Origin of the sequence: Hymenobacter wooponensis, assembly GCF_004745865.1 — a bacterium.
Taxonomy (GTDB): domain Bacteria; phylum Bacteroidota; class Bacteroidia; order Cytophagales; family Hymenobacteraceae; genus Hymenobacter; species Hymenobacter wooponensis.
Genome location: NZ_SRKZ01000005.1, coordinates 330,411 through 342,715, shown reverse-complemented (window position 1 = coordinate 342,715; position 12,305 = coordinate 330,411). Strand labels below are relative to the sequence as shown.

The 12,305-nt window shown below is 56.3% G+C and carries 10 protein-coding genes; 4 read left to right on the top strand and 6 right to left on the bottom strand.

Features of this window, described 5'->3' with window-relative positions:
* Nucleotides 1–197 precede the first annotated feature (197 nt).
* From EU557_RS18485 to EU557_RS18470, 4 genes are all read right to left on the bottom strand, one after another.
* Nucleotides 198–638, bottom strand: coding sequence for a hypothetical protein (locus EU557_RS18485; protein WP_135531949.1), 441 nt, complete (start codon nucleotides 636–638; stop codon nucleotides 198–200).
* 564 nt (nucleotides 639–1,202) lie between these two features.
* Entirely contained in the window at nucleotides 1,203–1,640 is a 438-nt protein-coding gene (locus EU557_RS18480) for a hypothetical protein (protein WP_135531948.1), read from the bottom strand.
* Nucleotides 1,641–1,665: 25 nt separating this feature from the next.
* Nucleotides 1,666–3,786 carry a methylmalonyl-CoA mutase gene (scpA, locus tag EU557_RS18475; protein WP_135531947.1) on the bottom strand — a complete coding sequence of 707 codons (2,121 nt, stop codon included), beginning with the start codon at nucleotides 3,784–3,786 and terminating at the stop codon, nucleotides 1,666–1,668.
* A gap of 126 nt (nucleotides 3,787–3,912) precedes the next feature.
* A complete protein-coding gene (locus EU557_RS18470) occupies nucleotides 3,913–5,691 on the bottom strand; it encodes a methylmalonyl-CoA mutase family protein (protein ID WP_135531946.1) in 1,779 nt (592 codons plus the stop codon).
* Nucleotides 5,692–5,991: 300 nt separating this feature from the next.
* On the opposite strand from EU557_RS18470, the gene EU557_RS18465 reads away from it, so the two are divergent.
* From EU557_RS18465 to dnaA, 3 genes are all read left to right on the top strand, one after another.
* Nucleotides 5,992–6,747 (top strand): 5'-nucleotidase C-terminal domain-containing protein, encoded by a 756-nt coding sequence (locus tag EU557_RS18465; protein ID WP_167855267.1) that lies wholly within the window; start codon nucleotides 5,992–5,994, stop codon nucleotides 6,745–6,747.
* Between the two features lie 76 nt (nucleotides 6,748–6,823).
* Nucleotides 6,824–7,750 (top strand): bifunctional metallophosphatase/5'-nucleotidase, encoded by a 927-nt coding sequence (locus EU557_RS18460; RefSeq protein WP_135531944.1) that lies wholly within the window; start codon nucleotides 6,824–6,826, stop codon nucleotides 7,748–7,750.
* Nucleotides 7,751–7,892: 142 nt separating this feature from the next.
* Nucleotides 7,893–9,386: a chromosomal replication initiator protein DnaA gene (dnaA, locus tag EU557_RS18455; RefSeq protein ID WP_135531943.1), complete on the top strand. Its 1,494-nt coding sequence runs from the start codon at nucleotides 7,893–7,895 to the stop codon at nucleotides 9,384–9,386.
* 94 nt (nucleotides 9,387–9,480) lie between these two features.
* On the opposite strand, the gene EU557_RS18450 is transcribed toward dnaA, so the two are convergent.
* The gene (locus tag EU557_RS18450; RefSeq protein ID WP_135531942.1) at nucleotides 9,481–9,969 is read right to left on the bottom strand and encodes a hypothetical protein; all 489 of its coding nucleotides are present in this window, start codon (nucleotides 9,967–9,969) and stop codon (nucleotides 9,481–9,483) included.
* Between the two features lie 145 nt (nucleotides 9,970–10,114).
* Nucleotides 10,115–10,543, bottom strand: coding sequence for an OsmC family peroxiredoxin (locus tag EU557_RS18445; protein WP_135531941.1), 429 nt, complete (start codon nucleotides 10,541–10,543; stop codon nucleotides 10,115–10,117).
* A 186-nt stretch (nucleotides 10,544–10,729) separates the two neighbouring features.
* Here EU557_RS18445 and EU557_RS18440 point away from each other — a divergent pair, with 186 nt between their 5' ends.
* Nucleotides 10,730–12,220 (top strand): GH3 auxin-responsive promoter family protein, encoded by a 1,491-nt coding sequence (locus EU557_RS18440; protein WP_135531940.1) that lies wholly within the window; start codon nucleotides 10,730–10,732, stop codon nucleotides 12,218–12,220.
* Nucleotides 12,221–12,305 lie beyond the last annotated feature (85 nt).

Sequence of the window (12,305 nt, the reverse complement as noted above, 5' to 3'; positions counted from 1 at the left end):
AAGCACGTCATCCTGAGCAGAGCGAAGGATCTTCTCACGTCAGCACGAGGCGCTAGGCCAGTCGTTCTATCGTGGTAAGATCCTTCGCTCTGCTCAGGATGACGTGCTAGTGGCTGTTCTAGGCCAGTTGGTTACCATTACAACGTCAGCACGCGAGATTCCTCGACCAGCTCGGAATGAGGGTCTTTTAGCTACTCCTACGGGATGCTGGAAACGTTCAGGCTAGTCAGGTCGGCTACGGAGCCCGGCAGCCAGGTTTTCTGGAGCAGCGCGGCAATGTGCTCCGGCAGCTCCGCCACCGTCAGCGGGCGGACTGGCCTAGCCACCACGTAATACCGCGAATCGGCCCGCTCGTGGAGGCGCGCCTTGGCGAAGGAGAATAGGCCGCGCTGGGCATAGCGCGCCGCGCCGGGGTAGCTGCTTTCATCGGCTCCCACTTCCAGCTGCACCGCCTCCGCCGAACCGCCCGCCGGCCACGTCAGGAAATACTGATGCAGCTCCAGCAGCGCCTCCTGAGAAGCCGCCACCGATTCGGGCAGTATCCCACCGCCGGAAGCCACGTGCAGGATATAGCCATTGCTGTCCGTGGCAAACCAATCAATATCCGCGTCTTCCTGGTCTATTTCGTCAATGCGCATGGGTTTAGTTCTAAATTCTATTAGTACAGTAGTAATTATAGGAGCGAAGTATTGCTATTTATATTTTATGGTATCCTGACTAAGGATAATGAATAATGGCGTATATTTATTAAGGTATATATTTGTGAATAATTGGTTTTTAGTATTGTAATTACCTTTTTCATAAATTCCTTGCTTGGATGATGTTTTAGTTATAAATAAATCAATTGTATCTTTTTTGGGAAAATAAAAGAATTTTTTGAATTCTGTTAAATTGTTGCCTGTTAATACGAATTTGTAATTATTGTAGAAGAAAGATATTTTTGTTAGAGAATCATGAAGAACCGGGAAGCTGACATTTTGATTATATGGTTTAACAAAATATACATCTCTTTTAGTCGATAGCTCTAAATAAATGGAATTATCAATGACATCTATTTGAGCAGGCTTCGAGTCAATTGTAACATTTAAATGCGTGTTTCCAGTAGGCTCATAACCGCTATATGTTGGAATATTTCTTTTGTTTTTGCAAGAAAATAGCAGAAAGTAACAAAAAGCTATTAATGAAACCCTCATTATTTATGGCTATTCTTGGTGTTGGTTCTTGATGTAATCTAATATCTGCTCATGATTTTCTAGTGTCTCAAAGGTTGTGGCGAAGTCAAGTGTGTTAACTCGCTTGCGAAAAAAGTATGTGTTTGTTCCTAAATATATTTTTGAATAACCAGGAAAAACAGAAGAGATATTTCTGTACATGTTATAGCTGTATGTTTTGCTAAAAAATATATTATTAACGGTTATTCCGTTTGTTGTCAGTGAAATATTCGATGTAAAAGCATTATTAAATAGTATTATTGATAAAAAGGTCAGGCTTACTGCAATTACAATCCAAAAACTGACTTTATCTGAAAAGTAAAAAGCGCGAAGCGCTATTGTGAGTCCAAGACTTGTCACAATTATTCTTGTCCATTTCAAGGCTGAGGATTGATGTACACCAATAGGCGCATCCGCATAGTTTGCCATTCTATATCGTCATCGTATTAATAAGTTACTCCCCTAGCTTCTCCAATATCTCCTGCGCCGCCACGGCAATAACCGTCCCGGGACCATACACGCCGACCACACCAGCGTTGTAGAGGAAGTCGTAGTCCTGGGCGGGGATGACGCCGCCGGCAATGACGAGGATGTCTTCGCGGCCGAGCTGCCGGAGCTCCTCAATGAGCTGCGGAATCAGGGTTTTGTGGCCGGCGGCGAGGCTGCTCACGCCCACCACGTGCACGTCGTTTTCGGCCGCCTGGCGGGCTACTTCGTCGGGGGTTTGGAACAGGGGCGCAATGTCCACATCGAAGCCCACGTCGGCGAAGGAGGTGGCAATAATCTTGGAGCCTCGGTCGTGGCCATCCTGGCCCATTTTGGCTACCATCATGCGGGGGCGGCGGCCTTCCTTGGCGGCAAAGTCGTCGGCGGCCTGGCGGGCCTTCGCGAATTCCTCGTCGTAGTTCATCTCGGCAGAATACACGCCCGAAATGGCGCGGATAGTGGCCTGGTGGCGGCCATATACTTTCTCCAGGGCATCGGAAATCTCACCTAGGGTAGCACGCAGACGGGCCGCCTGCACAGCCAAGGCCAGCAGGTTTTCGTTGCCGGAGCGGGCGGCTTCCGTGAGGGCATCGAGGGCTTGCTGCACGGCGGCGCCATCACGCTCGGCCTTAATCTGGTTCAGGCGCGCAATCTGCGACTCACGCACGGCGGCGTTGTCGATGTCGAGCACGTCAATCTTCTGCTCCTCGCTGGGGCGGTACTTGTTCACGCCCACCACTATTTCCTTGCCCGAGTCGATGCGGGCCTGCTTGCGGGCCGAGGCTTCCTCAATGCGCATCTTCGGTAGGCCAGTCTCAATGGCTTTGGCCATGCCGCCCAGCTCCTCCACTTCCTGAATCAGGGCCCAGGCTTTGTCGGCCAACTCGTGGGTGAGGGTTTCCACGTAGTAGGAGCCACCCCAGGGGTCAACTACGCGGGTAATGTCGGTTTCGTGCTGGAGGTAGAGCTGGGTGTTACGCGCAATGCGGGCCGAGAAGTCGGTGGGCAAGGCAATGGCCTCGTCGAGGGCGTTGGTGTGCAGGCTCTGGGTGCCGCCCAGGGCCGCGGCCATGGCCTCAATGCAGGTGCGGGCCACGTTGTTGAAGGGGTCCTGCTCGGTGAGCGAGTAGCCCGAGGTCTGGCAGTGCGTGCGCAGGGCCAGGCTCTTGGGGTTCTGCGGATCAAACTGCTTGATGAGCTTGGCCCACAGCAGGCGGCCAGCGCGCATCTTGGCAATTTCCATGAAGTGGTTCATACCAATGGCCCAGAAAAACGACAGGCGCGGGGCAAACTGGTCAATGGTCATGCCCGCCGCGAGGCCGGCGCGCACGTACTCCAGGCCATCGGCCAGGGTGTAGGCCAGTTCAATATCGGCGGTGGCTCCGGCTTCCTGCATGTGGTAGCCCGAGATGCTGATGCTGTTGAACTTGGGCATGTGCTGCGCCGTGTAGCTGAAGATATCCGCAATGATGCGCATACTCGGCAGGGGCGGGTAGATGTAAGTGTTGCGCACCATGAACTCCTTCAGAATGTCGTTCTGAATGGTGCCTGCCAGCTTGTCGGGGCTCACGCCCTGCTCCTCGGCCGCTACTATATAGAAGGCCAGTACCGGCAGCACTGCGCCATTCATGGTCATGCTCACCGACATCTGATCCAAGGGAATCTGGTCGAAGAGAATCTTCATGTCCTCCACCGAATCAATAGCCACGCCGGCCTTGCCCACGTCGCCCACCACGCGCGGGTGGTCGGAGTCGTAGCCGCGGTGCGTCGCCAGGTCAAACGCCACCGAGAGGCCTTTTTGTCCGCCCGCCAGGTTGCGGCGGTAGAAGGCGTTGGATTCCTCGGCCGTGCTGAAGCCCGCATACTGCCGGATGGTCCAGGGGTTCTGCACGTACATGGTGGCGTACGGCCCGCGCAAGTACGGTGCCTGCCCCGCCCCAAAGCCCAAGTGGCCTAGGCCAGTTACATCCTGCGCCGTGTAGAAGCTCTTGAGCGGAATCCCCTCAGGAGTGGTAGAAGTAGCAGTTTCAGTGGGTGGCGCCGGCAGCTGAGCCGCGTCGTAGGCTATTTGGGAGAAGTCGGGCTTCATAAGTATGATTTAGTGATTTAGTGATTTAGTGCGTTGGTGAAATACGGAGTCTGCTGTTCTGATGGCGCCTGTAGGGTCGGCTAGGCCACCAGCACATCAAACTCACTAAATCACCATTTCGCTAAATCACTTTTTCCCCTGCAAACGGGCTAGTACGTCCTCGGTGCTGTAGCCTTGCACGGTGAATTCCTGAAAGCCGAAGACGCGGATAGCTTCCTGCATGGTGGGCAAGTCGGCGGTAAGCAGAGCCGAGGGGATGAAGTTGGGCTCGTCGATGGGGATATGGTTGATGGCGCGGGCCAGCCGTCCGTACTGCTCGGGCGTGGCATACATCAGCGTAGCTTCCTCGGCCGAGGAAAACAGGACCGACAATGTTCCATCCGGGTGAGCTTCGCGCAGCTCGGGGCGCTCTGCGGCCGGCAAGGTTCTCAGGAACGACTCTAGGATGTGCTGGTTGGTGTGCGCCCCCAGCAGCACTAGGGCCGAGCGTTTCCGCTTCCGCTCGCGGCGGTCGAAGTGCATGGCAGTGGCCAAGCGCAGCACCTCCGTAGGGTAGGTAGCGCGGGTGCTGTCGAACTCCCGGCTGCGCAACAGGCGCTTAGGATTGTAGTCGAACTGCTCGTTGGGGTTCTGGAATTTGTTGGTGCCTACCACTACTTGTTCGGCATTGGCAATGCGCCGGAATTGGGCCTGAGCGGAAGCGTGCAGCTCCTGTAGCACCAGCCCCGTAGCACCCGGTAGGCCACCCTGGGCTTCAATCTTCTGAAATAATATCCAGGCTTGATGCGCCAACTGATCGGTGAGCGTTTCGAGATAGTAAGAGCCGGCCGCGGGGTCTTGCACCCGATCGAGGTAGGCCTCTTCGCGCAGCAGAATAGGGAGGTTGCGAGCCAGGCGCTCGGCAAACTCGTTGGGCTCGTGAAACAAACTATCAAACCGGCCTACGCTTACGGCGGTGGCCCCGCCCAGCACGGCGCTCATGGCCTCGGTGGTCACGCGCAGCAAGTTGGTATGCGGGTCGAGGGTGGTCTGGCTCCAGGAGGAGGTGCTGGCGAAGATGGGTAACTCCTGCGCTATGGCCGTGGGCACCCCGTAGGCCTGTAGCAGGGTGGCAAACAGGCGGCGGAAGGCGCGCAGCTTAGCTATTTCAAAGAAGTAGTTGGGATTGATGCCGACATGCAGGTGCAGCGCCCGTGCCACCATTTCTACCGTAATATCCTCCCTGGGAATTTCACTCAGGTAGGTGGCAGCAGTAGCCAGCGCGAAGGCTATCTGCTGAGTTACGGTGGCACCGCGGTCAGCATAATACGCCGAGTTGATGCCCACTATGCTTACGGCAGGCCACGCTTGGCAGGTCTGGAGTGCGGTGCGCAGCTCCGTAAGTTGGCTAGGCACGTCGGGGGCGTGGCAGGTGATGGGGTCCAGCACAAAGAAGCCCTGCGGCGTCAGGTTCAGCTCCTGCAGGCGCTTTACTAATTCGCCTAGGCCACTTCGCATGGAGTACCCCACGTAGGCGCTGTTCAACGAGACTTTTTGATGCAGATAGTCTACATCGAAAGTACCCGCGTTGGAGAGCAGGAAGTGTGCGCCTTCAGCGCCGCGCTCTAGGCCTGCAGCGGCTCGGTCGATGGCCGCGTGGCCCCGGTCGCCAGCGGGTACGCTGTAGGTGGGCACGTTGCGCCAAGTGGGTGCCGTGCGGACCAGCGGCGTGGGTGCGCCGCCCAGGGCCTGCAGCGCCTCCTGGTGATAAAAGGGCTCAACAGTAAGGCCATCGGGCGTAAGCCAGCTAAGGGCAGCCGGGTCCTGGCCTTTCAGGTCGCGTGTAATGCGCTCCTGCCACTGCGTCGTTGTGACGGCTTCAAACTCAGAAAAAGAAACCGGGGTGGAGCGGGGCGTATCGGCCATAAGTTGGCGGGGTGGGGTGGAAATCAGGCAAAGGAAAGCGGGCTAAAGATACCGTTTCGGGGCCATAAACGGACGACGAACGGCAAGGGCTTCCGCTGGGTGGTGGCAAGCGCCGGAGGGTTATACTGATTACTGTAGTTTATGGATCCGTAGCATACGGCTGCTTGTTTGCTAAGCACAACCCAGTAACTGTTGATGGCTGCTCTAGGAGCCTCTTACTTGCGAGAGTGGCCTAGGGCGCGCAACTCCCATCCATCTGCTGTATCTTTGCGGTCCGCATTCTATTTCCTCTCAGACCTGATGCACTTCCTTCGTTCTCGCGTAGCGGCCCTGGGCCTGCTAACGGCCGTAGCGCTGGCCCCCGCTTGCCAGCGTGCTGCCTACCAGCCTAAGGCGCAGCTGGCGCCCGTTACGGGCCTGCCCGTCGGCAAATCCATCCCCGACGACCCTACCGCCGCCGCCACTATTGCGCCCTACCGCCAGCGCGTAACGTCGCAGATGACCGAGGTGATAGGCACCGCCCCCGTGGCCATCACGAAGAACAATGGGGAGTCGCCGCTCTCCAACTTCACGTCCGATATTCAGCGGATGCGGGCTAGCAAGGAAATTGGTCAGCCGGTAGATTTGGGTGTGATGTCGAATGGTGGCCTACGGGCGCCCATTCCGGCCGGCTCCGTTACGGTGGGCTCCATCTTTGAGCTGATGCCCTTCGAGAACGAGCTAGTGGTTCTCGACGCCCCTGGCACTGTGGTGCAGCAGTTGTTCGACTACGCCGCCAAGGCTAAAATGCCGGTTTCGGGCGCATTCTATACGGTGTCGCCAGAGGGCAAGCCGGAGAACGTCCGCATCAACGGGCAGCCCATTGACCCTGCGCGCACCTATACTATTGCCATTTCCGACTATCTGGCTAGCGGCGGCGACAACATGGTGTTTTTCAAGCCGATCAAGTTCCGGCACACTAACGTCTTGCTGCGCAGCGCGTTTATTGATGCCATCCGGGAGCAAACCAAGCAAGGCAAGCCCATTGAGGCCAGACTGGAAGGCCGCGTAAAATAAGAGCAGGTAGGAGCGAAAGGCTAGTGCAGCCTGTTAGCTACTCGCCAGCAAATCAGCATCTCAAGAAATCAATCCCGTGGATCGTCGCGAATTTCTGAAACATACTGGCCTAGGAGCCGCCAGCGTAGCCTTGTTAGGGGTAAGCCTGCCCGCCGCAGCGGCCGACAAGAAGGCCACTCGCCTCACTATTCTGCACACCAACGACATGCACTCCCGCATTGAGCCCTTTCCTGATAATGCGGCTCAGTGGGCGGGCATGGGTGGCATGGCCCGCCGGGCTACGCTGATTGAGCAAGTGCGCAAAGAGGAGTCCAACGTGCTGCTGCTTGATTCCGGCGACATCTGGCAGGGCACGCCCTACTTCAACTTCTTCATGGGCGAGCTGGAGTACAAGCTTATGTCGCAGATGAAGTACGACGCCAGCACCCTCGGCAACCACGACTTCGACAATGGCCTGGAGGGACTGCAGAAGCAGCTGCCCAATGCCAACTTCCCCTTCCTGATTGCCAACTACGACTTTTCGGCCACGCCCCTAGCTGGCCGGTTCAAGCCCTATAAGGTGTTTGACAAGCAGGGAATCCGCGTGGGTGTGTTTGGGCTGGGTATTGAGTTGGCAGGCTTGGTAGCTGATAAGAACTTCGGCGCCACCAAATACCTCGACCCCATCACGGTGGCCAATGAGATGGTGAAGCAGCTCCGCGGCCCCGAGAAGTGCGATATGGTAATTTGCCTCTCGCACCTGGGCTACAAGTACCAAGGCCCCAAGGTAGATGACTTCAAGCTGGCTGCTGGCGCACCCGGCATCGACCTGATTTTGGGCGGGCACACCCATACTTTCCTCGATAAGCCTGACGTTGTAGCTAGCACCAACGGCCACCAGACCTTGATCAACCAGGTGGGCTGGTCGGGGATTAACCTCGGCCGTTTGGATTATTCTTTCGAGCGGGGCTCGCGCCGACCAGCTGTAGCGGCTGCCTCGGTCGTGCCTGTGCGAGAGGCGTAAAAAGCAAGAGGTAGGAGCGTTTTTTTGTCTCCTGACTTTTCCACATTTTTGTCTCCCTCTTGAAAAAACGGGCCTTTTTTTGGCGTACCGTAGTTTCCTATTCTCCTCACCTTGCACCTGTTGCTGCTGCCCTATTTAATTGATGCTGAAGGATTGCCGAACCGTATGGGTCAACTGTCTTCGCGTCATCAAGGCAAACATTGGTGAGCAGAGCTTCAAGACGTGGTTCCAACCCATCGTCCCGGTACAGCTCCACAATAATGTTTTAATCATTCAGGTCCCCAGCCAGTTTTTTTATGAGTGGCTGGAGGAGCACTATGTGGAGGTACTCAAGAAGGCCATCTACCAGGAGCTAGGCCCCGAAGGTCGGCTGGAATACTCTATCGTAGTTGACCAGGGCAACGCCCAAACCAAGCCGCGCACGCTCAACCTGCCCACCTCGCACAAGGCGGCCGGTCCGGCGCCGGTAGCAACGCCCGCGGCTGCCTTGGCCACTGGTCCCATGTCCTCGTCGGCGCGCAATGTGGCAGCGGCAGCGGCGCAACCGGCCCAGCCCGCTACATTGCGCAACCCGTTTGAGGCCAGCAAGGCCATCGACCGGAACTACCTCAACTCCCAGCTCAATCACAGCTACACCTTCGAGAATTACATCGAGGGGGACTGTAACCGCCTGTCGCGCTCAGCAGGGCTGGCCGTTGCTAACAAGCCCGGCACCACTTCGTTCAACCCACTGATGATTTACGGCGGGGTAGGGTTGGGCAAGACACACCTGGTGCAGGCCATCGGCAACCACATCAAGGCCACGAACACCGATAAGTTTGTGCTCTACGTGTCGGCGGAGAAGTTCACGAACCAGTTCATCGAAAGCCTGCGCTCCAACGCGGTGCAGGACTTCGCCAACTTCTACCTGCTGGTAGATATCCTGATTCTGGACGATGTACAGTTCCTGTCGGGTAAGGACAAGACCCAGGAGATGTTCTTCCACATCTTCAACCACCTTCACCAGGCTGGTAAGCAGATTGTGATGACCTCCGATAGGCCCCCCCGTGACCTGGTAGGCCTGGAAGACCGGCTGTTGTCGCGCTTTAAGTGGGGTCTCACCGCCGACTTGCAAAGCCCCGACTTCGAGACGCGCATGGCCATCATCCAGAACAAAATGCAGCAGGATGGCATCGACATCCCGCCGCAGGTAGTGGAATACCTGGCCCACTCCGTGAATACCAACGTGCGGGAGCTAGAAGGCGTGTTGATTTCGCTGGTAGCCCAGAGTAGTCTTAACCGCCGCGAGATTGACCTGGAAATGGCCAAGCAAGCGCTCCGGCATATCATTGAGGAAGTAGAAGCCGAGGTGAACCTGGATTTCATTCAGAAGACCTGCGCCGAATACTTCAGCGTGCCAGTAGAACTGCTTAAGGCTAAAACCCGCAAGAAGGAAGTTGTAACAGCGCGTCAGGTAGCTATGTACTTCGCCAAGGAGCACACGAGCCATTCCTTGAAAAGCATCGGGCACCACTTTGGGGGCCGTGACCACAGCACCGTCATCCACTCCGTGCAGACGGTTTCTGACTTGATAGACTCTGACAAAAGCTTCCGCTCAACTATTCAAGAGCTCCGGAAGAAGTTCGCCGGCAAATAGCTGAACACACCTGTCATTCCGAATGACAAACAGAAAGCCCGCTCCTGAACAGAAGCGGGCTTTCTTGTTGTGTTGCCAGACTGGCCTAGGCCACTTAAGCGGGTGCTTGCGTGTCGCGGAGCGGAATATTGTGTTTGCTGGCGAAGCTGCGGATTTGGTCGCGCAGGGCCCGCTTGCGCTTGGTGCCTTTTACTTGGCGCAGACTTAGCGCGTACGTGCCGCCTTCTGTAAGCTGCACGCGTAGCTGCTGAGGTACCAGCTCCAGGGCAGAGATGTTTTCAGCTGGGAAAGCCTGCTTCGGGCGAAACAACCCATCCTTATGCACGATATAGGCGGGCGTAAACTCCAGGTAGCTCTGGGTACCAAATACGGGGGCGTTGTGCACCAGCACGTAGCCTACGTAGATTAAGCTGAACGCCAAAAATACATAGTGCAAGAAATGCAGGTCGTTTAGGCCACTGTCGGTGAGAATCAAAGACAGCGTGTACGCAATCCAGAGAAAGCCAATAAACAGTTGCCCCCAGAACGGTATCCGGGAGTTGTTGGCGGGCTGGAGACGAATTCGAGTAGAAGCTGGAGGCATAAGGGCGCGGTAGGGTCGCTTGAGCTCGCAAAATAAGCGAATAGTTGCTGAACCGAAGAAGCCCAGATACCACTACGTACGCAGAGCCAGCAGTTTCAGATTGTAAATTATTGCTGGTCTTGCTTCTGCGGCTGTCCGGGGCGGGTTACTTCAACGTAGCCGAAGCCAACTCCATTTCAGGCACAGCGCTCAGCAGCTGCGATATGGGGCAATGCAGCTTGGCATTCTCTGCCTGCTTTTGAAATTCCTCTTGCGTAATGCCTTCTACTTCGCCTTCGGTAGTCAACACAATCTTCACCACTTTGGGCACTTCGCCCGACGTATCCAGCGTCACTTTCGATTCAGTCCGGATTTGCTTTACCTGCGCGCCGGCCTTAGTGAGCTGTCCGGTCAGGAACATGGTATAGCAGCCAGCGTGGGCCGCACCAATCAATTCCTCGGGGTTCGTGCCCTTCTGGCCTTCGAAACGAGCACCTACTGAGTACGGCGCTTTTACGGTGCCGCTTTGCGTAGAAATTTCGCCGCTGCCTTTGATGTCGCCGTTCCATACGGCATTGCCACGTTGGTTAATCATGATGAAGAGTAGTTGTGAAAGGTGAGGTTGTGCGGTTGTTACGGGTGGCGTGGGTAAAAAGATGAGCTTCCGCAAGCTATTCTCCGGCCAACAGAACGTTTAACGAAGTATACCTTCGGGTAACACAAAGTGAAGCTGTGTCCTAAAACCTTCACAACTTCGCAACTTCACATCTTCCCTCTTGCCATGGGCCTGAAATCTGCTTTAAGCCGCCCGGTAGCCGCCTACGTTGCCCGTCAATATGCCCAGTGGCAACAAGACCCCATTGGTACGCAACAAAAGGTATTGAAAGGCCTTTTAGCTCAGGGTGCCCGCACCGCCTTCGGCCATGACCATAACCTAGCCGGCGCCCGCACTGCTCAAGATTTGGCTGCCCGGGTGCCCGTGCGCGACTACGAGGCCCTGAGTCCCTACTTCAACCGCGTGAAAGCCGGAGAGGCCAATGTGCTCTGGCCCGGTAAGCCACTCTATCTGGCCAAAACCAGCGGCACCACCAGCGGCGCTAAGTACATTCCGCTTACCAAAGACAGCATCCCCAACCACATCAACGGCGCGCGTGATGCTCTGCTCCATTACGTGCACAGAACTGGCAAAAGCCGTTTCCTGGATGGCAAGCTGATGTTTCTATCGGGCTCACCGGAGCTGGAAATGGTGGGCGGCATCCATACCGGCCGGCTCTCGGGCATTGTGAATCATCACGTTCCCGGCTACCTGCGCCGCAACCAGATGCCCAGCTACCAGATCAACATCATCGAAGACTGGGAAACCAAGCTCGACCGCATTGTGGAGGAAACGCTGCCCCAGCCGATGAGCCTGATTTCCGGGATTCCGCCCTGGGTACAGATGTACTTCGACCGAATTGTGGCGCGCACCGGTAGGCCAGTGGGGGAGGTGTTTCCGCAGTTTGATCTATTCGTGTATGGGGGCGTCAACTTTGAGCCTTACCGCAAAAAGCTCTTTGATACCATCGGTAGGCCAGTCGACAGCATCGAGCTGTTCCCGGCTTCTGAAGGGTTCTTGGCTTTCCAGGATGAGCCTAGCAACCCCGGCATGCTACTCTTACTAGATGCAGGCATCTACTTTGAGTTCATACCGGCCGAGCGGTTCTTCGAGCCCAGCCCACCCCGCCTGACCCTGGCCGAAGTAGAATTGGACAAGCAATACGCGCTGGTGCTCAACTCCAATGCTGGCCTTTGGGGCTACAGCCTCGGCGACACCGTACGCTTCACCCAGAAGTATCCGTTCCGGGTAGTGGTGTCGGGCCGGATCAAACATTTCCTATCAGCCTTTGGGGAGCATGTTATTGGTGAAGAAGTGGAGCAAACCCTGCGCGAAGCCATGCAGCAGCACCCGGAGGTAGAAGTGGTAGAATTCACGGTGGCACCCCGCGTCAGCGACGACCCGGCCGTGCCCTCTCGCCACGAGTGGCTCATTGAGTTTGCTAGGCCACCCCACGATGCCGCCGCCTTCGCCGCCGCCCTCGAAACTGGCCTACGCCGCCGCAACGTGTATTACGATGACCTCCTGGCCGGCAATATTCTCGCGCCCCTGCAACTCACCCCGCTGCCAACCGGAGCCTTCCAGCGCTACATGAAAAGCCTAGGCAAGTTAGGCGGCCAAAACAAGGTGCCCCGCCTCAGCAACGACCGCAAAGTGGCGGATGGGCTGTTGGGGTAGCAGCAGCTACTGTGGCATTTCTTATCTTGCCGGCCACCGCCACCCGTTCAACTTTTGGCGAATCTGCACGAGCGGGGTATTGCGG